The sequence below is a fragment of the Streptomyces canus genome (genome assembly GCF_030815415.1).
GTDB classification, from domain to species: Bacteria; Actinomycetota; Actinomycetes; order Streptomycetales; family Streptomycetaceae; genus Streptomyces; species Streptomyces canus_F.
This window is the reverse complement of the sequence record NZ_JAUSWW010000001.1, coordinates 2587713-2608167: the sequence shown is the minus strand read 5'-3', so window position 1 is coordinate 2608167 and position 20455 is coordinate 2587713. Positions and strand designations below refer to the sequence as shown.

Genomic DNA, 20455 nt, shown 5'->3' with positions numbered 1-20455 from the left:
AAGACGTGCGCGAAATAGTGCGCCGCCACCTTGGCAAGGTGGTGGCCGGTGCGGCCATCGCGGTGGCCTCGACCGCCGTGATGGTCGGAATCACCCTGCCGGGCACGGCCGGGGCCGACGAAACGGGGGGCACCAAGGGGGGTGGCCAGGCGGCCGCCGCCGGGCAGCAGCAGGACCAGGAGACACAGGGTTCGGCCGGTGCGCCGGGCGTCGTCGAGGAAGCCCCCGCCGAGGGCGACAAGGGCACGGGCCGCGACCCGCTGACCGACGACGAGATGGAACGGGTCGCGAAACTCGCCCTCAACCGGCAGCTGTTCAACGCCAGTGAGGACGTCGACGGGGACCGCGGCCCGCAGCAGCTCGGCATCGACCTCGCCGACCCCGAGACGAGCGAGCTGGACGACCCGGACGCGCCGCGACGCGCCGACGTGACGTACTACGACTACAAGGACGACACCCTCGTCACCCGGACCGTCAATCTCGACACCGGCAAGGTCGAGGGGACCTCCACCAGCCACGGCGTACAGCCGCCGCTGAGCCGGGCCGAGACGGCCGAGGCGGCCCGGCTGCTGCTCGCCGACCCGCTGTCCGCGGGGCTGAAGGGCGACTACAAGGACGCCACCGGCAAGGAGCTCACCTCGCCGGACCAGCTCCAGCTGAACAGCATGGTCTTCCGGGCGAACCCGGGGATCCGGCCCGCCGCGCTCACCGCCTGCGGCGAGCACCGCTGCGCGACGCTGACCCCGAAGGTCAAGAACGGACCGTGGATCGACACCCGGGACCTGGTCATCGACCTGAGCACCCGCAAGGTCGTCGAGATCGTCCGCGGCTGAGCCGCCCGCCCGTTCACTTTTCCCCTTCGTACCTCCTGTAAGGGAGTCATTTCTTCATGCGTGTGAACAGAATGAGCCGTGCCCGCAGGGGGACGCTCCTGGGTGTCGCCGTGATGGCCCTGGCGGCCGGCATGACCACCGGTGCGGGCCCGGCCACCGCCCAGCCGAAGGCCGCCCCGACCGCGGCGGCCGCCGACTGCAGCACGGCGTACCAGATCGAGAAGAAGCTCGCCTCCGGCACGACCTGGCGGATGTGCTGGCGCTTCGAGAGCAAGGCCGGGATCGTCCTGGAGGACATCTCCTACCAGCCGCCCGGCGAGACCAAGCCGATCAAGGTCCTCAACAGCGCCAGGCTCGCTCAGATCCACGTGCCGTACGACGACGGCAGGAGCGAGTACAACGACCTGACGACGTACAACTTCGGCGACGGTCTGATGAACATGACCGCCGCGGAGTGCCCCGGCGGCACGATCAAGACGGTCAAGGTCAAGAACACCTCGTACTACCAGGACCCGAACATCAAGGGCCTGTGCACCACCACCAAGACCCGCGGCCACGCCTACCGCCTCATGAACTACGAGCAGGGCAACACGGTCTACCAGGCGCAGGGCAAGGACCTGCTCGTCTACACGGTCAACAAGGTCGACTGGTACGAGTACATCACCGAGTGGCGCTTCCAGGACGACGGCACCGTCCACATGAACGTCGGCGCGACCGGCAGCCTTTCGCCGTACGACTACGACGCCGGTGACGGCCGCAGCTGGCCGATCGGCAAGGGCGCCGCGGCCAAGGCGGACAGCCACAGCCACAACGTCTTCTGGAAGCTCGACTTCGCCCTCGACGGTTCCTCCAAGGCGAAGGTCGAGCAGTACGACTCGAAGGTCACCGCCCCGGCCGGCGCCGGCAACGGCCCGACCGCCAAGACCACCCGCACCACGGTGACCAAGGAACTGGCGGGCGACAGCAAGAACATGCGCTGGTGGCGCGTGGTGAGTTCGGCGGGCAAGAACAAGGACGGCCACCCGCGCTCGTACGAGCTCGTCCCCGGACCCACCAGCAAGTACTCCGGCCGCCCCTTCACCCAGCACGACGTGTACTTCACCGAGTACAAGAAGTGCGAGAAGTACGCCAGTGAGAACCAGCCCGGCTGCGCCACCGGATCGGGCTCGTCCGTCGACAAGTTCGTGAACGGACAGGCCCTCACCCACCCCGTGGTCTGGATGAACATCGGTTTCCACCACATAGCCCGGGACGAGGACCAGCAGCCGATGCCGGTCCACTGGCAGGGCTTCTCCATCGCCCCGCGCGACGTCACGGCTATGAATCCGCTCACTCCCGCCGCCCTCGCCGGGCAGAACGGCGACTGGAACCGCGGTAGTTGAGAAACGACCCTGTCCATCCGGCTGCACCGCCGACCGCTCCCGGAGTACCCTTCCTTGATCGTTGGGTGGGGTCTGGCGTCACATTCCCGTCGTCCGCCCGCAGGCCGGGCAGACGGGCATGTGACGCCAGACCCCCAGGCAGGCTCGGGGGAGCGGAAGGCGGTGCGCGGGTGGGCTCGGGAGGGCTGGAGTTGCCCCCTGGTGACGAGGGTCACGAGGGGAACTCCGCAGACGTCCCGCCCGGCACGGTGTCGCTGGCACGGCCCATGGACGCCGCCGGTTCCATCGGGCCGGAGCTGGACTGGGACGCCGACGCCTGGCGCGAGGTGCGTACGCGCGCCCAGCGGGCCGGCCGGGCCTACATCTGGCTGAACCTCGTCGAACAGCGGTTGCGCGCGGTCGTGGCCGCTGTTCTGCGTCCCATCTACGAACCCGTCCACGGCGACGACTGGGTGGTCGCCGCCGCGGGACCGGCCGGCCAGGAGTGGGTGCAGCGCGCGGTCGCCGTACGCGAAGTCAGCCGCCGCAAGGGCTACTTGCTCGACCCGGCCGACGACAACGTCCTGAGCTTCCTGACGTTGCCGCAGCTGCGCGAACTGATGGTGCAGCACTGGCCGTGCTTCGAGCCCTACTTCGACGACCGCCGGGACGTCGAACTCGCCCTGGACGAGCTGGAAGTGACCCGGAACGTCGTCTCACGCAACCGGGCCCTGTCCGAGGCCGTCCTGGGCCAGGCCGAGCGGGCCTCGGCGAAACTGCTGGAGATACTCGGCGCCGGCGGCGACGTGCCGTCCGCGCGCAGGCTGCCCGTGGACGCGGTCGAGGACCTCGTCGGCGACCGGTACGCGGACGTGGTCGCCGTCCACTCCGACCGGGTACGGCTGCTGCGCCAGTTCCCCGCCGAGGACATCTTCGGCGGCGCCCGCCGTCTCGACGCCGTCGGCATCGGCCTCAACCTGCTCGTGCAGAACTTCTCCGGCCGCCGGCTGCTGCGCCTCGCCGAGGCCGGGTGCCGGGCCCGGCTGCTGTTCCTGAACCCGGCGTCCAGTGCCGTCAAACGGCGCGAGCGTGAACTCGGCATCAAGCGCGGTGAGTTGAGCCGCGCAGTCGAGATGAACATCCTGCACATGCGCCGGGTGCGGTCCCGGCTGCGCGACCCGGGCGCCTTCGAGATCCAGGTCTACGACGAGACACCGCGCTTCACCGCCTACCTCGTCGACGGGGACGGCGCGGACGGGGTCGCCGTCGTGCAGTCCTATCTGCGGCGCTCGCGGGGCATGGAGGCGCCGGTGCTGGTGCTGCGCAACGGGAACAAAGTCGTCAAGCCGGGCGAGATCGACGACAGCGGGCTCTTCCCGACCTACCGCGAGGAGTTCGAAACGTCTTGGGTGGATTCACGGCCGGTGTCCTGAAAGTTCCGTAAGCGGAACGCGGTCCTCTGATTGTCAGTGGCGCATGGGATCGTGGAGACCACTGGGGGAAAGCACCACCAAGAAGGGGGGCCGCCGCATGGGCTGGCACCAGGAGCTGCTGATCGGCTTCGACCTGGAGACGACCGGAACCGATCCGCGCGAGGCGCGCATCGTGACGGGGGCCGTGATCGAGGTCAGGGCGGGACAGCCCATAGGGCACCGCGAATGGCTGGCGGACCCGGGCGTGGAGATCCCCGCGGACGCGGTGGCGGTCCACGGGATCAGCAATGAACGCGCGGCCACCGAGGGCCGCCCGGCCGACCAGGTCGCGGACGCCATCGCCGACGTCCTGGCGACCTACTGGAAGACGGGGGTCCCGGTCGTCGCCTACAACGCGGCCTTCGACCTGACCCTGCTCTCGGCGGAGCTGCGCCGCCACGGCCTGCCCTCGCTGCGGGACCGCCTGGGCGGCGTCGATCCGGCGCCGGTCGTCGACCCGTACACGATCGACCGGTCCATCGACCGCTACCGCCGCGGCAAGCGCAACCTCGAAGCGGTGTGCGGGGAGTACGGAGTCCCGCTCGACGCCGCTCACAACGCCTCGGCGGACGCCCTCGCCGCGGCCCGGCTCGCCCACGCGATAGCCGACCGCCACCCCAAGATCGCCTCCCTCGGCCCGGCGGAACTGCACCGCCGCCAGATCGAGTGGTACGCGGAGTGGGCGGCGGACTTCCAGAGCTTCCTGCGCCGCAAGGGCGAGGCGGACGCGGTGGTCGACGGGACGTGGCCGCTCAGGGAGTTGGCGGACGAAACGGTCTGACCCTTCGGGGCGAACCGCTCAGAACGGATACCAGCGCACCGTCCCGTCCCCGTCCCGCAAGGACGCCACCCGACGCTCGAACTCGGCCAGCGCCGCCGGGTTGACGGGTGCGTGCTGGGCCACCCAGGCACAGCTCGCCGTCTCCCGGGCGCCCCGCAGCACACCGCAGCCCTCCCACTCGCGTACGTCCCAGCCGTACGCCTCGGTGAAGGACTCGTAAGCCGCCGCGGGCAGCCCGTAGCGGTCCCGGGACAGGGCCATCACCACCAGGTCGTGCTCGCGCAGGTCGGCGGAGAACGTCTCCAGGTCCACCAGGACCGGGCCGTCGGGGCCGATGTGCACATTGCGGGGGAGGGCGTCGCCGTGGATGGGGCCGGGCGGCAGCTGCGGGGTGAGCGCGGCCGCGGCCGCCGCGAAGCCGTCGCGGCGCTGTCGGAGGTACGCGGCGTCCGCGGGGTCGATCGCGTCGCCCGCGAGACGCAGCCAGCGTTCCACACCGCCCAGCAGCTCGCGGGGCGGAAGATCGAAGGCGGGGGAGGGGAGAGCGTGGACCACCCGTAGGAGTTCGGCCAAATCCCGGGGCTCGGCGGGGCGTACGGGATCGGGCAGCCGATGCCACACCGTCACCGGGTGCCCCTCGACGAGCAGGGCCTTCGGCTCGGCCGCCCGCACCGCCGGCACCTCCGCCTCGGCGAGCCACGCCGCGATGGCCAGCTCCCGACGGGCCCGGTCCAGGAGTTCGGCGTCCCGGCCCACCTTGACGACCAGGTCACCGGCGGCGAACACGGCGTTCTCGCCCAGCGCGAGCAGCCGCGCCCCGGCGGCCGGGCCGGGCAGCACGCCCGCCGCGGCCACTACGTCCCGCGCCCGTGCCTCGTCCATTGTCCGCCTCCGTCTCCTCGGCCCTGCCCGTGCCGGATGTCCCGGATATGCCGATGTGCTCGTGCACACGGCGTCGACTTCCCGCCATCCGTCGGCCAGTCTCGCATTCGTACAGGTCGGACGGTGTGCGCGGTGCCTTGACGACCCATGACCCCTTCACGACCATGACGGAGGCCCACCGGGGGCGGGGCCTGGCCGGTCCCCGTCACGAGCCGTGCGAAGGAGCCGATCACGTGACAACGGTGACCGTGACCAAACGCTCGACGCGGGGTGCGCCACGCGCCGGCGGGGACCGGCGGATGGTGGACCGCGGGGCCTGGTTCCTGGTGCTGCCCGCGCTGATCCCCATCCTGGTGCTGAGCGTCGGCCCGCTGCTGTACGGCATCCTGCTGGCGTTCACGGACTCCCAGTCCGGCCGGACCCGGTCCACGCAGTGGATCGGCACCCTCAACTTCCAGGACCTCCTTCACGACACGCTGTTCTGGGAGTCGTTCCGGATCGGCCTGGTGTGGGCCGTCGGGGTGACCGTGCCGCAGTTCCTGCTCGCCCTCGGTCTCGCCCTGCTGCTCAACCAGGACCTGCGGCTGAGATGGCTGGCCCGTGCGCTGGCGATCATCCCGTGGGCCATGCCCGAGGTCGTCGTCGGTGTGATGTGGCGCCTCGTCTACAACCCGGACGCCGGCGTCCTCAACGAGACCCTGCGCGACCTCGGCCTCGGTGACGGCCGCGACTGGCTCAGCGGTCTGGGCACCGCCCTGCCCGCGGTGATCGTCGTCGGCATCTGGGCCGGCATGCCGACCACCACGGTCGCGCTGCTCGCGGGTCTGCAGAACACCCCGCGCGAACTGCACGAGGCGGCGGCGGTCGACGGAGCCGGTGCCTGGCGGCGCTTTCGGACGGTCACCTGGCCCGCCCTGAGACCGGTCGCCCTCTCCATGGTCGCCCTCAACCTGATCTGGAACTTCAACTCCTTCGCCCTCGTGTATGTGCTCACCAGCGGCGGACCCGGTGGCCGCACCCGGCTGCCCATGCTCTTCGCCTACGAGGAGGCCTTCCGCTACGGGCAGTTCGGGTACGCGGCGGCCATGGGGTGCGTGATGGTCGCGGTGATCTCCCTCCTCCTCGCCGTCTTCCTGGTGGGCCGGATCAGGGGAGGTGACGAGGCATGAGGACCAGCACCGCGGGCCGCGTCGGACAGTACGCCGCCCTGCTCGCGTATCTCGTCTTCCTCGCGTTCCCGTTCCTCTGGCTGCTCTCCACCGCGTTCAAGTCGCCCCGGGAACTGGGCAGTCTGCACCCGACCTGGATCCCCGAGGACCCCACCCTCGACAACTTCCGGCAGGCCTTCGACGAACAGCCGCTGCTGCGCGCGGCGGGCAACTCCCTGCTCGCCGCGCTCGGCGCCGCACTCGTCGCCGTCCTGATCGCGACCCCGCTGGCGTACGTCATGGCCCGGCACCGCACCCCGCTCGCGCGGGCGGCGACCGGCTGGGTGGTGGTCAGCCAGGCGTTCCCGCTGGTGCTGGTGATCATCCCGCTGTTCCTGGTGCTGAAGAACCTTCGGCTGATCAACTCGCTGTTCGGGCTGGTGCTGGTGTACGTGGTGTGGGCGCTGCCGTTCGCGCTGTGGATGCTCGTCGGCTACGTCCGGGCGGTGCCCGTCGAGCTGGAGGAGGCGGCGGCCGTCGACGGGGCCGGGAAGCTGCGGACGCTGGTGTCGGTGACCGCGCCGCTGCTGGCGCCGGGGATCGTTGCGACGGCACTGTTCGCGTTCATCACGGCGTGGAACGAGTTCTTCTTCGCGCTGGTCCTGCTGAAGACCCCGGAGAAACAGACCCTGCCGGTCGTCCTCACCCACTTCATCGGCGCGGAGGGCGTCGCCGACCTGGGCCCGCTGGCCGCCGCCGCGTTCCTGGCGACCCTGCCCTCCCTGGTCGTCTTCGCGATCATCCAGCGGCGGATCACGAGCGGCATGCTGACCGGGGCGGTGAAGAGCTGATGCGTACGCGATGGATCGTCGCCCTGTGCCTGACCCTGCTGCTCACCTCCTGCACCGGCGGCGGTGACAGCGGTGACGACGGCACCGTCACCCTGCGCTTCCAGTCCCTGGCCTGGCAGGAGGAGTCCGTCGAGGTGAACCGGCAGCTGGTGAAGGAGTGGAACGCGAGCCACCCGGACGTCAAGGTCGAGTACGTCCAGGGCAGTTGGGACAGCGTCCACGACCAGCTCCTCACCTCCTTCGAGGGCGGCGAGGCGCCGGACATCATCCATGACGCCTCCGACGACCTGGCGGACTTCGCGTACGGCGGCTATCTCGCCGACCTGACCGACCTGCTGCCCGCCCGGCTCAGGTCGGACATCCCGCAGCGGAGCTGGGACACGACGACCTTCGGTGACGGTGTCTACGGTGTGCCCTTCCTCCAGGAACCGCGGGTGCTGATCGCCAACGCCGCCTGGCTGAAGGAGTCCGGCGTACGGATCCCGACACCCGAGGACCCCTGGACCTGGCCGGAGTTCCGGCAGATCACCGACCGGCTGAGCGGCGAGGGGAAGTACGGCGTCGCCTGGCCGCTCAAGGAGCCCGTCTCGGCCACGCTCAACCTGTCCCTGTCGGCGGGCGGACAGCTCTTCCACCGGGGCTCCGACGGCAAGGTGACGATCCGGTTCGAGGAGGGCGACGAGGTCGTGCCGCGCACCATCCACGATCAGGCGAACACCGACGACAGCGCCTCGCCCACCACCCTCGGCAGCGGCGGCTCGGACACCCTGCCCGGCTTCTTCGGCGGCAAGTACGCGATGGTCCCGCTCGGCTTCTCCTACCGCCAGCAGATCGTCCAGCAGGCGCCGAAGGGCTTCGACTGGCAGGTGCTGCCCGCCCCGGCCGGTGCCGACGGGCTCAGTCAGGGCGTCAGCCCGCAGACGCTCTCCGTCGCCGAGGACAGCCCCCACAAGAAGGAGGCCGTCGAGTTCGTCGACTTCCTGCTCCGGCCGAAGAACATGGTGCGCCTCGCCCTGGGCGACTGGATGCTGCCCACCGGCACCGAGGCACTGAAGGACCCGGCCCTGCGCACGGGCGAGAACGACTGGGCCACGGGGACCGCGCTCGCCGGTCGACTGCGCTCGGCGCCCGCCCAGTCCGTGCGCGGCTACCCCGAGTGGAAGGACAAGGTCGCCACGCCCGCCTTCCAGGAGTACTACAGCGGGGCGATCGGACTCGACGAGCTGCGTGAGCGGCTGGAGAAGGACGGCAATCTGGTGCTCGCCCGCTATCAGCGCTAACTGCGAGGTTCGCGAAATAGGTTGCACGAGACGTATCGTCTCGCCTACGGTCGGCGCCATGACCGCTCCCGCACACATCGCCATGTTCTCCATCGCCGCCCACGGCCACGTGAACCCGAGCCTGGAAGTGATCCGGGAGCTCGTCGCGCGCGGCCACCGCGTCACGTACGCCATCCCGCCGGTCTTCGCGGAGAAGGTCGCCGGGACCGGCGCCGAGCCCAGGCTCTGGAACTCCACCCTGCCCGGCCCCGGCGCCGACCCGGAGGCATGGGGCAGCACACTGCTGGACAACGTGGAGCCGTTCCTCGCCGATGCCGTCCAAGCGCTCCCGCAGCTGATCGAGGCGTACGACGGGGACGAGCCGGACCTCGTCCTGCACGACATCACCTCGTATCCGGCCCGCGTCCTCGCCCACCGCTGGGGCGTGCCCGCCGTCTCGCTCTCGCCGAACCTCGTCGCCTGGGAGGGCTACGAGGAGGAGGTCGCCGAGCCGATGTGGGCGGAACCGAAGAAGACCGAGCGCGGACAGGCCTATTACGCCCGCTTCCACGCCTGGCTGGAGGAGAACGGGATCACCCTGCACCCCGACGACTTCGCCGGCCGGCCCCCTCGCTCCATCGTCCTGATCCCCAAGGCGCTGCAGCCCCACGCCGACCGCGTCGACGAGACCGTTTACAGCTTCGTCGGCGCCTGCCAGGGCGAGCGCGGCGCGGAGGGCGACTGGCAGCGGCCCGCGGACGCCGAGAGGGTGGCGCTCGTGTCGCTCGGGTCGTCCTTCACCAAGCAGCCCGGCTTCTACCGGGAGTGCCTGAAGGCCTTCGGCGACCTGCCGGGCTGGTATCTGGTGCTCCAGATCGGCAGGAGCGTGGACCCGGCCGAACTGGGCGACATCCCCGCGAACGTCGAAGTGCGCTCATGGGTGCCGCAGTTGGCGATCCTGCGCCAGGCCGACCTGTTCGTCACCCATGCCGGCGCCGGCGGCAGCCAGGAGGGGCTGGCCACCGCCACGCCGATGATCGCCGTACCGCAGGCCGTGGACCAGTTCGGCAACGCCGACATGCTCCAGGCGCTCGGCGTCGCCCGGCACATCCCCACCGAGGAGGCCACCGCCGAGACGCTGAGGGCCACCGCCCTCGCCCTCGTGGACGACCCCGAGGTCGCGCGGAAGCTGAAGGACATCCAGGCCCGGATGGCCGACGAGGGCGGCACCCAGCGGGCAGCCGACCTCATCGAGGCCGAACTACCCGCCCGCCAGAGCTAGTGCCGCGGCAGGCAACGTTTGCCCCGTCGCGACGCCCGGCACGCTCCCCCACTGCCTTGAGGGCGTGGGAGGGGCCCCCACTCGCCGCACCGGCCGAAAGCCCAAGTACGTCCAGTACGAGGGCTTCCGGCCGGCACGCCGAGAGCACGCTCCCCCACCCTCGAACCGCGCTTCGCACGGCTCGGGCGGGAGGGACCCCCACGACGCCGCTCCTTGACGGGCAAACGTTGCCTGCCGCGGCACTAGTAGGGCTTGGTCAGGTTCGTAGTGGTGTGGGTATGTCGCGGTGGCAGGTGGGGCAGGTGCCGGTCCAGGTGGCGAGGAGGGTCTGCAGGTCGCGGACCACTTGGTAGAGGCTCAGGCCTGCGTGGCGTCTTTTGGGTCTGGTGCCAGTCGTTGCAGGGTGCAGAAGGCGTGGGCGGCGGAGACGAGGGTGACGTGGTGGTGCCATCCGTTGAAGGTGCGGCCTTCGAAGTGGGCCAGTCCCAGGGCCTGTTTCATCTCGCGGTAGTCGTGCTCGATGCGCCAGCGGAGCTTGGCCAGCCGCACCAGCGTGGCCAGTGGCATGCCGGAGGGCAGGTTGGAGAGCCAGAACTGGACCGGCTCGGGCTCGGTCGCGGGCCATTCCGCCAGCAGCCACCGCACGGGCAGTTCAGGATCGTCGGTGGCCTTGCGGATGGCGCGGCCGGCCGGGCGGATCCGCAGGGCGACGAACCGCGAATACATACGCTTGAAGCCACTGACCCCCTTGCCCGGCCGGGAGCCTTCCCGCCACGACACCGGTCTCGCGGCCGTTCTCCCGGCCGCGATGACCAGGTCTTTCATGCTCTGCGCAGGCTCGGGGTACTGCATTTTGGGTGGCCGGCCGGTGCCCGCACAGTCGGGCTGGACGGGTTGGGCGTCGGCGGGCTGGGCGGTATGGCGGGAAGAAATCCCCACCGCGTAGGGCTGCTTGCGTTCCTCCAGGCCCAGCCGGAAGGCGGCGGCATCGCCGTATCCGGCGTCCGCGACGACCAGGGGGACGTCGATGCCCCACGACCGGGTCTCGTCGATCATGTCCAGGGCCAGCTGCCACTTCTCCACATGCCCCACCCCGTCGGGGATCCCGCACCGGCCGCGGCGGGCGATCTTGTCCGGGTCGGACTCCGGCGCGTCGGGATCCCAGGATGCGGGCAGGAACAGCCGCCAGTCGATCGCGGCCGAGGCACGGTCGTTGGCCAGGTGCAGCGAGACGCCCACCTGGCAGTTGGTGACCTTGCCCGCGGTGCCGGTGTACTGCCGCGACACACACGCCGACGCATCCCCGTCCTTGAGGAAGCCGGTGTCGTCGACGATCAACGCCTCGGGGCCGATCGCCTCGTGCATCCTCCAGGCCAGCCGGGCCCGCACGTGCGCGGGATCCCACGGGCTGGAGGTGATGAAGTGCGCCAGCGCCTGCCGGTTGCCGTCCTCACCCAGCCGGGCCGCCATCGGCTCCACCGACTTGCGCTGCCCGTCCAGCAGCAGCCCGCGCACATACGCCTGCCCCCACCGCCGCTGATCCGCACGGAAGAACCCGTCGAACAACTCCGCCGCGAACGCCTCCAAGTCCCCCCGGACCGAGGCCATCTCCTCAGGTGTCACACCACTCCAACGACACACACGCAGCATCAGACACGCACGCACAAGTGAAGATGACCAAGCCCTACTAGTTCGGGGCGTCGAGACCCCGCGATCGACACCATCGATCGATCAGAGGGCAGGCGAAGGCCCGTTGGTTCCCCCGGGATACCAACGGGCCTTCGGTCAAGGGGCGGAATCAGACAGGGACGCGATCGCCCTCGTCGTCCCGCGCCGACTGCACCACGGCCTCGGGCGCCTCGTCGTGCGTGAGGTCCGGCAGCCGGTTCAGCCACTTCGGCAGATACCAGTTGCGCTCACCGAGCAGTGCCATGACCGCCGGGAGCAGCACACCCCGGATGATCGTCGCGTCGATGAGCACCGCGGCCGCCAGGCCCACACCCATCTGCTTCATGGACTGCATGGACAGCGTGCCGAAGATCCCGAACACGGCGACCATGATGACCGCGGCGCTGGTGACGACACCGGCGGTGGTGACCACACCGTGCTGGATCGCGTCCTTCGTCGTACGGCCGCGCAGCCGGGCCTCGCGGATCCGGGAGACCACGAACACGTGGTAGTCCATCGACAGGCCGAACAGGATCACGAAGAGGAACAGCGGCAGCCAGCTGATGATGGCGCCCACGCCCTCCGCGCCCACCAGGGACGCGCCCCAGCCGTGCTGGAAGACGGCGACGAGGATGCCGTACGCCGCACCCACCGACAGCAGGTTCAGCACGATCGAGGTGATCGCGATCGTCAGCGAGCGGAACGACAGCAGCATCAGCAGGAAGGCGAAGACCACGACGAACGCGAAGACCGGGACGACCGCGCCGGTCAGCTGGTCGTTGAAGTCGTTCGAACCGGCCACCTGTCCGGTGATCGGCGCCTCGAGGCCGTCCACCTTGCCGAGCGTGGCGGGCCGCACCTCGTCCCGCAGCTTGTCCAGGCTCTCGCCCGCCTTGTCGAGGTCGGAGCCGCCGACCAGCGGGACGTACACGAAGGCGAGGTTCTGCGCGTCGTGCAGCTTGATCTCCACCGGGCCGCGCGAGGCGCCCGAGGCGATCGCCTCCTGCTTGAAGGCGGCCAGCGCGTTGGTCACCTCCGGGGCGTTGATGTCGTCCGCCTTGACGATCACCTCGGCGGGCTCCGAGCCGCCCGGGAAGGCCTCGTTGACCCGGTCGTAGGTCTGCACGATCGGCAGGGAGTCGCCGAACTCCTGGTCCAGCGTGAGGTTCTGGGTCTTCATGCCGACCGCGGGCGCCGCGATCGCGAGCAGCACACCGGCCGCGACGACGACCGAGACCATGGGGCGCTTCAGCACACCGCCGAGGACGGCCGTCCAGAACCGGCTCTCCCGGTTGACGCGCCCGCGGTTGCGGCGAAAGCGGCTCTCCGGGTGGAGGAAGGGGATCTTGCCCTTCTCGACCCGGTGGCCCAGCAGCGACAGCACCGCAGGCAGCACGGTGATCGAGCCGACCATGGCGACGGCGACGACGATCAGCGAAGCCAGGCCCATCGCCTCGAAGTCGGCGATCCCCGTGAAGAGCATGCCGGCCATCGCCACACACACCGTGACACCGGAGACGATGATCGCGCGGCCACTGGTGGCGGCGGCTATGCGCAGGGCCGTCTGGGCGTCCCGGCCGGCCTCGCGCTCCTCGCGTTCACGGCGCAGATAGAACAGGCAGTAGTCGACGCCGACGGCCAGACCGACCAGCAGCATCACCGAGTTGGCGACATCGCCCATCGGCATCACATGGCTGACGATGCCCATCAGACCCATCGTCGCCATGATCGCGGTGACCGCCAGCAGCACCGGCACCAGCGCCGCCACGAGCGCGCCGAAGGCCACGAGCAGAATGCCGAGGGCCACGGGCAGGGCGGAGTACTCGGCCTTCTTGAAGTCGTCGCCGAACGCGTCGTCGAACGTCTTCTGCATGCTGGCGCTGCCGATTTCCTCGATCCGTACCGAGGAGTGCTCCCGCTGGACCTTCTCGACCGCGTTCAGCACCGGCTCGACCCGCTCGGCCGCGGTCTCCGCGTCGCCGCGCATGTCGAACTGCACCAGCGCGCTGCGGCCGTCCTTCGAGATCGTGTCGGCGGTGTACGGCGACTGGACGTCCGTGACCTTCCCGGTCGCGTCGACGGCCTTGACGACCGCTTCCACGGCGGCCCGGAATTCGGCGTCCGTTGCCTTCAGCCCGCTGCCCTTCGCCTGGACGAGGACCGTCTCACCGGCCGGTTCCTCGATGTCGGCGTCCTTGATGATCGTCGCGGCGGTGTGCGTCTCGCCCTTCAGACCCTCGCTCTCGTCGACGTCGACCCGGCCCGCCGCCGAACCGAGTCCCATCGCCAGGACCACGAACAGCACCCAGATGCCGACCGCCGCCCAGCGATGCCGGGCGCTCCAGCCGCCGGCCCGGGCCGCAAGGCCCCGCACGCGTGTTTCTCCGTTCCCCATGACGGGCTTGCCCCCTTGATCGAGGTGACGGCCCCCTGCCGCCACCGGACGATGGCGACCCGTGCCGCACACCGTTCGATTCGAAGGTATGGCGCGGATAAAGCCATCTCGTCGTTCTGCCTGGTGAAGTGAGGTGGGCGGGATCGTCCGCTCGGACCCCCCGGACCCTCCTCACTGAGGAGGAGGGTGACCCTTACACCTACCGGCGGCTCTGCGGGGAGGCCATCGGGGGCAGGCCGCCCTAGGGTGTGCGCATGACGACGTATGCGGCGCTGTTGCGCGGGATCAACGTGGGCGGAGCCAGGAAGGTCCCGATGGCGGAACTGCGCACACTGATGGAAGGCCTGGGCCACGCCGGCGTGCGCAGCCACCTCCAGAGCGGCCAGGCCGTCTTCACCGCCGGCCACGGCGACGAGGAGTCCCTCGCCGCCGAGCTCACGGCCGCGATCGAGAAGCACTTCGGCTTCTCGGTCGACGTGATCGTCCGCGACCACGCCTATCTCGCCGCGATCGCCGACGCCTGCCCCTTCCCGGCCGCCGAACTGGAGGGCAAGCAGCTCCACGTCACCTACTTCTCGCAGCCGGTCGACGCGGACCGCTTCGCGGCGATCGACCAACCCGCGTTCCTCCCGGAGGAGTTCAAACTCGGCGACCGTGCCCTGTACCTGTACGCCCCGAACGGCCTGGGCCGCTCCAAGCTCGCCGAACAGCTCGCCAGGCCACGCGTCAACAAGGGCCTGATCGCCACCACCCGCAACTGGAACACCGTCGTCAAGCTGGTGGAGATGACCGCCGCAGAGTGACCTGCCGCGGGCCCGAGTACACGGTGTACGAGGTCACCGTGTCCGGCGCGGACGTCATCCCGTCGGGCACCTCGCCCGCGGCGACCGCGTCCATCAGGGCGAGGTCGTCGGCGGTGAGATCCGCGTCGTCCATGACCTGCCGCGGGCCCCAGCCGTCCCAGGGGAGCGGCTCCACTCCGTTCAGGGCCGCCAGGTCCTGCAGGAGCCGGGCCCGCACGAGCCACAGCCCCCTCAGCCCCGCGACGCTCCAGAACCCGAACGTCGCGGGATCGGCGGCCCCGTCGCGGCACGCCCGCCAGGCGTCCGCCGCCAGGAGGAAACGGTCGCGGGGTACGTCCAGCGGGTCGAAGGGGATGTCGTACGACGGGTGCGTGACCTGCGGGTCGACCAGCCGCCAACTCCCGTCCGGCAGGCGGTACTCGGTGACCCAGTGGTCTTCGTGGAACCCCGCCACGAAGTAGGTCGCGAAGCCGCCGCGGATCCGCGCGGGCGTCCCCGTCGCCCGCAGCAGTGAGCACAGCAGCAGGGAGAAGTCCCGGCAGGTGCCCACGAACCGCTCGTGCGGCGCGCGTGCCTCGGTGAGCGGCGCGTCCCGGCGCTCGCGCAGGATCCGCAGGATCTCGGTGACGTACCGCGACTCGGCGTCCTCGTGCAGCCGTTCCTCGGGGACGATGTACCCGAACCGCGGTCCCTCCAGCCGATGGATGATCAGATCCCGTACGAGAAGGGCGAGTTCGCCCGGACCGGACGGCAGGCCGGTGACGTTCAGGTGCCCCGGGTCGCTGTACGGGGTCTGTGGCAGATAGCTGTCCATGGCCCGGGAGTCTCGGCCTTTACCCAGGGACAAGGTCAAGCGTGCGAGGCTCGTCCCATGCGCTACATCATCATCGGAGCAGGGGCGGTCGGCGGCACGATCGGCGGGCGGCTCGCGGGTTCGGGGCACGAGGTGGTCCTGGTCGCGCGCGGCGCCCATCGCGCGGCACTGGAGGACGGCGGGCTACGGCTCAGGGTGCCGGAGGGCGAACTGACGTACCGGCTGCCGGTCGTCGAGGGACCCGCCGGGCTCGGCGAGCTGCGCGCCGACGACGTGCTCGTCCTCGCCGTGAAGACCCAGGACAGTGCGGCCGCCCTCCAGGCCTGGGGCCCGGCACCGGTCGCGGGCGGCGGTACGGCGGCCGAGCGGCTGCCGCTCCTCTGCGCCCAGAACGGTGTGGAGAGCCAGCGGCTCGCCCTGCGGATCTTCCGCAACGTGTACGGCGTCTGCGTCTGGCTGCCCTGCACCTACATCGAACCGGGCGTCGTCAGCGCCGCGGGCAGTCCGCTCACCGGCATCCTCCACCTCGGCCGCTACCCGCACGGCACCGACGAGACCGCCCGGCTGGTCGCCGCGGACCTGGAGAAGTCGCACTTCGAGGCGCCGGTCACGCCGGACGTGGCGCGCTGGCAGTACGCCAAGCTGCTGGCCAACCTCGGGAACGCGCTGGAGGCCGTCACCGGGCCGATGGAGAGCACGGAGGCGGTGGCGCTCTTCGAGCGGGTGAAGGCCGAGGGCGCGGCCGTCCTCGCAGCCGCCGGGATCCTGTACGCGGGCACCGAGGAGCAGAAGGCGGTCCGCGGCGACAAGGTCTTCCTCGCCCCGCTGCACGGCACCCCGCGCGGCGGCGGCTCCTCCTGGCAATCCCTCACCCGCGGCACCGGCACCATCGAGGCCGACTACCTCAACGGCGAGATCGCCCTCCTCGGCCGCCTCCACGGCGTACCGACCCCGCTCAACGACCTGCTCCAGCGCCTCGCCAACACCTTCGCCCGGGAGCGCCGGGCGGCGGGGTCGATGCCGGTGGCCGAGCTGATGCGGCTGGCCGACGAAGTGGACCACTGAGAAGGATCGTGATTGGGCCGGGATCCTGCGCCAATAGCTGACTAGCCTCTGCGCCATGACCACCGCAGAACCCGCCCGCGTCGACTTCTGGTTCGACCCGGCGTGCCCCTTCGCCTGGATCACCTCCCGCTGGCTGCTGGAGGTCGAGCGGACCCGCCCGCTCGACCTCCGCTTCCACGTGATGAGCCTCTACCTGCACAACCTCGGCAACGAACTCCCCGACTGGTACCGGGACTTGATCGACCGCTCGATCGGCCCGGTGCGCGTCGCCGCGGCCGCCGCCGAACGGCACGGCGAGAAGATCCTGCGCGATCTGTACACCGCCACGGGCGCCCGGATCCACGAGCGGAAGGTCCAGGACTTCGACGGTGTGATCGCCGAGTCCCTCGCCGAACTCGGACTCCCGGCGGACCTGGCCGCCGCCGCGCACGACCCCTCGTACGACGAGCCCGTACGCCGTAGCCACGAGGCCGGCGTCGAGCCCGACTCGGGCGGCTATGTGGGTACGCCCACCCTCCACGTCGACGGGACGGTGTGGTTCGGTCCCGTACTGCGAGCCGTCCCGCGCGGCGGCCGGGCGGCCGAACTCTTCGACAGCTTCCGGGTGTTGGCCACGGACCCCGACTTCTTCGAGCTCAAGCGGACCCGCACCGGCGGGCTGTCGTTCGATTAGCTCTTGTCGCCGCGCCACTCGCCGTTGCGCTGCGCCCAGCGGACGGCGGGTGCCACCGCCAGCCCCGCGGCCGCGAACAGGACGCCGAGCACCACCCAGCCCGCCGAACCGTGCTGGATCGCGGTCACCGTCACCAGCGCGGGGCCGGCCATCATGCCCGCCGACATGCCCGCGCCGAACACCCCCTGGTACACGCCGTGGGCGCGGGAGTCGGCGAGCTCGTAGCCGAGCGTCCAGCCGCCCGCCGCGGACAGCACCTCGGCGAAGACCTGCACCACCGCGCCGACGCCCAGCGCCAGCACCGCCCACACCGGCGACAGACCCGCCGACAGCGCGTACACCGCACAGGCCGCCGCGAGCAGCAGCCCCGAGAAGCCCATCGCCCGTACCGCGGAGGGGACTTGGGAGGCCCGGCGGGCCACCCCTACCTGGAGCAGGGCCACCAGCACACAGTTGAGGATCATCAGCAGGGCCGCCGTCCAGCGCGGCGCCTCGGTCCGCTCGACGATCCACAGCGGCAACCCGACCTCGCTCAGCGTGTACTGCGCGACCAGGATCGCGTTCAGCACGGTCACCGCGAGGAAGGGCAGGTCGCGCACCGCCCGCCAGCGGTCGGCGGCCGGGGCGTCGGGCGCATGGGCCGTCCGCTCCAGAGCGTGCGGTGCCAGCGGCAGCCGGGGGAGCAGCAAAGCGGGACCCGCGAACGACAGGGCGTTGACCACGATCACCGTCATATAGGCGCCGCGGGTGTCGAGTTGGAGCGCGATCGCCCCGAACAGGCCGCCCACGCCCATGAAGACGTTGGTCACCATCCGCAGATAGGCCCGCGCCTCCACCCGGGTCGCCGCGGGCAGCACATCGGCGTAGATCGCGCCCTGCACCCCGCGACTGGCCATCTGCAGCCCCCGTCGCGCAGACCACCGCGACAAGGAACCCGAGGTACGACTGCACCAGGACGTACGCAGCCGTCGCCACCCCCGTCCCCGCCCACAGCCACGCCCCCACCTGCCGGGCACCCCACCGGTCCGCGGCCCGCCCCGCCGGCATCCCGGCCGCGACCCCGACCAGGCCCGCGCCCGTCATCCCGAGCCCCACCGAGGTCGCGTCGAGGCCGACGACGCGGGTGAAGTAGAGGACGCCGAGCGGGAAGTAGAGACCGTTGCCGAGGGAGTTGACGGCGGTGAGCAGGGCGGCACGGCGCAGGGTCGGGTCGGTGGGGAGCCGCGAGGGACGCAGCTCCTGGCCCGCGGAGGCGGGCACGGCGGCGGGTGTCGTGGTCATGCGGACATCCCACCCGGCGGCCGGCCCGCGCCGACAATGATTTAGCGTGGCACTAAATGATTGAGTTCCGCTTCGAGGTCGGTGACCTCGCCACCACCTCCTTCGCGTACTCCCCGCTCCAGGAGACGGTGTTCTCGCTGCGCTGTCTGCACGACCCGGCCCGCTACCCGCACCACCGGCCGTGGCTGCGCCGGATGCGCCCCCGCCTCGAAGCCCTCGACCACGAACTCCTGACCGCCCTCACCACCCCCTGGCTGTGGGTGCCGGACTTCCTCACCCCGCGCCCCGACCGGGCCCGCCCCGCCTTCGCGGACGAACTGGCCCGGGTCCGCCGTACGCCCCTTGACGTCCTGGAGGCCGACTTCCGTGCCGCCTACCGGACCGGGGACGCGCTGCCACCCGTCGTCGCCCGGGGGCTCGCCGAACCGGAGGCCTTCCTCGCCAGGGTCGCGGACGCACTCGCCGCCTACTGGCACACCTGCCTGGTCAGCGACTGGTGGCCCCGCGTGCAGAGCATCCTGGAGGCCGACCTCGCCCACTACGGACGGGTGCTGGCGGAGCACGGCGCCGGCGCGATGTTCGAGGACCTCGACCGGCGGCTCTCCTGGACCGACGGCCGACTGAGGCTGTCCACACAGGACTTCATGCAGCAGGCGCCCTGGGGCGACACCAGCATCGCGGGACGCGGCCTCGTCCTGCTGCCGACCATGTTCGCCCGCGGCGCCCAGCCCCTGATCGACCCCGACCGCCCGCCGACGCTCGTCTATCCGGCCCGCGGCCGCGCCACCCTCTCCGAGGAACCGCCCCCGGTCACCGACGACGCCCTGGCGCGTCTGCTGGGCCGCCCCAGGGCCGGACTCCTGCTGCTCCTGGCGGAACCGGCCTCGACGACAGAACTGGCCCACCGCCTGAACGTCACCCCGAGCGCGATCAGCCAGCACCTCGCGGTGCTCTACGACGCGGGACTGCTCAGCAGAACGCGCAGCGGGAGGGTCGTACGGTATGCGAGGACACGGCTGGGGGACGACCTGTGCCGTTGAAGGTGCCTGGATGACAGCCGCCCAAGGGGCGCGGGGCTGTATCGATTTGCGGCTCCGCCGCGTGGGCGCGACCAGCCCCCACCGGCCCGCAGACGGCTACGCGCCGACGACCGCCAGCGCCGGCACCCGAGCCTCGTCGTACCGCTCCAACAACACCCGCGCCACCTCCGGCGAGGGACCGAGCACATCGGCAAGCACATCCGCCTCGGCCGCACCCCGCGCGATCCGGTCCGGCAGGAAGCCGGGGGCGAGCACGTACGGTGCGACGGCCACCCGGGAACAGCCCAGGGAACGGAGTTCCCGCACCGCGTCCTCCGTGCGGGGCAACGCGGCGGAGGCGAACGCAGGCCGCACGGCACACCAACCGGTGCGCCGCCACTCCCGCGCGATTTCTGCGATCACTGCGATCGCCTCCGGGTCCGTGGACCCCGCCGAGGCCAGTACGACCCCGGTCGAGGACTTGTCGGCCGGCGTCAACCCGGCCTCGTACAGCCGCCGTTCCAGCGCCGACAGAAGCAGCGGGGACGGGCCCAGCACCTCCGCCTGGCGGATCCGCAGCTGCGGCGGAGCGTCCCGCAGGACCGCCGGGATGTCGGCCTTCGCGTGGAACGCGCGCGTCAGCAGCAGCGGCAGGGCGACCACATCACGGACGCCCTCCGCCGCGAGCGACTCCAACACCCCCTGGACGGAGGGGATGTTGAAGTCCAGGAAGCCGGTCTCCACCCGTACCCCGGGGCGCATGGAGCGCACCCGGCGGACGAGGGCGTGCACCGTCGCGGCGTGCCGTGGATCACGGCTGCCGTGGGCGATCACCAAAAGGACGGGGCGGACCGGCTTCTTGTGCATA

Annotated in this window: 17 protein-coding genes and 2 pseudogenes; 12 read left to right on the top strand and 7 right to left on the bottom strand. The window is 71.0% G+C overall.

From position 1 onward, the window contains the following. Window positions 1-5 precede the first annotated feature (5 nt). The 4 genes from QF037_RS12115 to QF037_RS12100 all read left to right on the top strand — a co-directional run bounded on the left by QF037_RS12115 (window position 6) and on the right by QF037_RS12100 (window position 4447). Window positions 6-833 (top strand): Tat pathway signal sequence domain protein, encoded by an 828-nt coding sequence (locus QF037_RS12115; RefSeq protein WP_307024478.1) that lies wholly within the window; start codon window positions 6-8, stop codon window positions 831-833. A 56-nt stretch (window positions 834-889) separates the two neighbouring features. Continuing rightward, window positions 890-2215, top strand: coding sequence for a copper amine oxidase (locus tag QF037_RS12110; RefSeq protein ID WP_307024476.1), 1326 nt, complete (start codon window positions 890-892; stop codon window positions 2213-2215). A 170-nt stretch (window positions 2216-2385) separates the two neighbouring features. Continuing rightward, the gene (locus tag QF037_RS12105) at window positions 2386-3627 is read left to right on the top strand and encodes an SAV2148 family HEPN domain-containing protein (RefSeq protein WP_307024474.1); all 1242 of its coding nucleotides are present in this window, start codon (window positions 2386-2388) and stop codon (window positions 3625-3627) included. A 97-nt stretch (window positions 3628-3724) separates the two neighbouring features. Further along, window positions 3725-4447 carry a 3'-5' exonuclease gene (locus QF037_RS12100; RefSeq protein WP_307024472.1) on the top strand — a complete coding sequence of 241 codons (723 nt, stop codon included), beginning with the start codon at window positions 3725-3727 and terminating at the stop codon, window positions 4445-4447. 18 nt (window positions 4448-4465) lie between these two features. On the opposite strand, the gene QF037_RS12095 is transcribed toward QF037_RS12100, so the two are convergent. After that, a complete protein-coding gene (locus QF037_RS12095; RefSeq protein ID WP_307024470.1) occupies window positions 4466-5329 on the bottom strand; it encodes a phosphotransferase enzyme family protein in 864 nt (287 codons plus the stop codon). A gap of 233 nt (window positions 5330-5562) precedes the next feature. Between QF037_RS12095 and QF037_RS12090 the strand changes: the two genes are divergently transcribed. The 4 genes and pseudogenes from QF037_RS12090 (at window position 5563) to mgt (ending at window position 9869) form a co-directional block, all read left to right on the top strand. Next, the gene (locus QF037_RS12090; RefSeq protein ID WP_307024468.1) at window positions 5563-6498 is read left to right on the top strand and encodes a carbohydrate ABC transporter permease; all 936 of its coding nucleotides are present in this window, start codon (window positions 5563-5565) and stop codon (window positions 6496-6498) included. Next, complete coding sequence (locus QF037_RS12085; RefSeq protein ID WP_307024466.1) at window positions 6495-7328, top strand: carbohydrate ABC transporter permease; 834 nt, start codon at window positions 6495-6497, stop codon at window positions 7326-7328. Before QF037_RS12090 ends, QF037_RS12085 begins: the two co-directional genes overlap by 4 nt. Then, window positions 7328-8608, top strand: a complete 1281-nt coding sequence (locus tag QF037_RS12080) for an ABC transporter substrate-binding protein (RefSeq protein ID WP_307024464.1) — start codon at window positions 7328-7330, stop codon at window positions 8606-8608. Before QF037_RS12085 ends, QF037_RS12080 begins: the two co-directional genes overlap by 1 nt. After that, window positions 8609-9869, top strand: a pseudogene (gene mgt / locus QF037_RS12075) (macrolide-inactivating glycosyltransferase). A gap of 357 nt (window positions 9870-10226) precedes the next feature. Here the strand turns inward: mgt and QF037_RS12070 are convergent. After that, window positions 10227-11492 carry an IS701 family transposase gene (locus tag QF037_RS12070; RefSeq protein ID WP_373463704.1) on the bottom strand — a complete coding sequence of 422 codons (1266 nt, stop codon included), beginning with the start codon at window positions 11490-11492 and terminating at the stop codon, window positions 10227-10229. A 175-nt stretch (window positions 11493-11667) separates the two neighbouring features. After that, a complete protein-coding gene (locus QF037_RS12065) occupies window positions 11668-13932 on the bottom strand; it encodes an MMPL family transporter (protein WP_307024460.1) in 2265 nt (754 codons plus the stop codon). A 254-nt stretch (window positions 13933-14186) separates the two neighbouring features. Here QF037_RS12065 and QF037_RS12060 point away from each other — a divergent pair, with 254 nt between their 5' ends. Beyond that, window positions 14187-14735 carry a DUF1697 domain-containing protein gene (locus QF037_RS12060; RefSeq protein ID WP_307024458.1) on the top strand — a complete coding sequence of 183 codons (549 nt, stop codon included), beginning with the start codon at window positions 14187-14189 and terminating at the stop codon, window positions 14733-14735. Here QF037_RS12060 and QF037_RS12055 read toward each other — a convergent pair. Continuing rightward, window positions 14704-15549, bottom strand: a complete 846-nt coding sequence (locus QF037_RS12055) for a transglutaminase-like domain-containing protein (protein WP_307024456.1) — start codon at window positions 15547-15549, stop codon at window positions 14704-14706. The genes QF037_RS12060 and QF037_RS12055 overlap by 32 nt on opposite strands. A gap of 57 nt (window positions 15550-15606) precedes the next feature. On the opposite strand from QF037_RS12055, the gene QF037_RS12050 reads away from it, so the two are divergent. Both QF037_RS12050 and QF037_RS12045 read left to right on the top strand, forming a co-directional pair. Beyond that, window positions 15607-16614, top strand: coding sequence for a ketopantoate reductase family protein (locus QF037_RS12050; RefSeq protein WP_307024454.1), 1008 nt, complete (start codon window positions 15607-15609; stop codon window positions 16612-16614). Between the two features lie 55 nt (window positions 16615-16669). Then, window positions 16670-17287 carry a mycothiol-dependent nitroreductase Rv2466c family protein gene (locus QF037_RS12045; protein WP_307024452.1) on the top strand — a complete coding sequence of 206 codons (618 nt, stop codon included), beginning with the start codon at window positions 16670-16672 and terminating at the stop codon, window positions 17285-17287. On the opposite strand, the gene QF037_RS12040 is transcribed toward QF037_RS12045, so the two are convergent. Together QF037_RS12040 and QF037_RS50960 are read right to left on the bottom strand one after the other, a co-directional pair. Further along, window positions 17284-18183 carry an MFS transporter gene (locus QF037_RS12040; protein ID WP_307024450.1) on the bottom strand — a complete coding sequence of 300 codons (900 nt, stop codon included), beginning with the start codon at window positions 18181-18183 and terminating at the stop codon, window positions 17284-17286. The two genes, QF037_RS12045 and QF037_RS12040, sit on opposite strands and share 4 nt — an antisense overlap. A 58-nt stretch (window positions 18184-18241) precedes the next feature. After that, a pseudogene (locus QF037_RS50960) lies at window positions 18242-18568 on the bottom strand (MFS transporter); the annotation flags it as partial. A gap of 56 nt (window positions 18569-18624) precedes the next feature. Between QF037_RS50960 and QF037_RS12035 the strand changes: the two are divergent. Then, the gene (locus tag QF037_RS12035; RefSeq protein WP_307024448.1) at window positions 18625-19608 is read left to right on the top strand and encodes an ArsR/SmtB family transcription factor; all 984 of its coding nucleotides are present in this window, start codon (window positions 18625-18627) and stop codon (window positions 19606-19608) included. Window positions 19609-19704: 96 nt separating this feature from the next. Here QF037_RS12035 and QF037_RS12030 read toward each other — a convergent pair whose 3' ends face one another. Then, window positions 19705-20454 carry a sirohydrochlorin chelatase gene (locus tag QF037_RS12030; RefSeq protein ID WP_307024447.1) on the bottom strand — a complete coding sequence of 250 codons (750 nt, stop codon included), beginning with the start codon at window positions 20452-20454 and terminating at the stop codon, window positions 19705-19707. Window position 20455 lies beyond the last annotated feature (1 nt).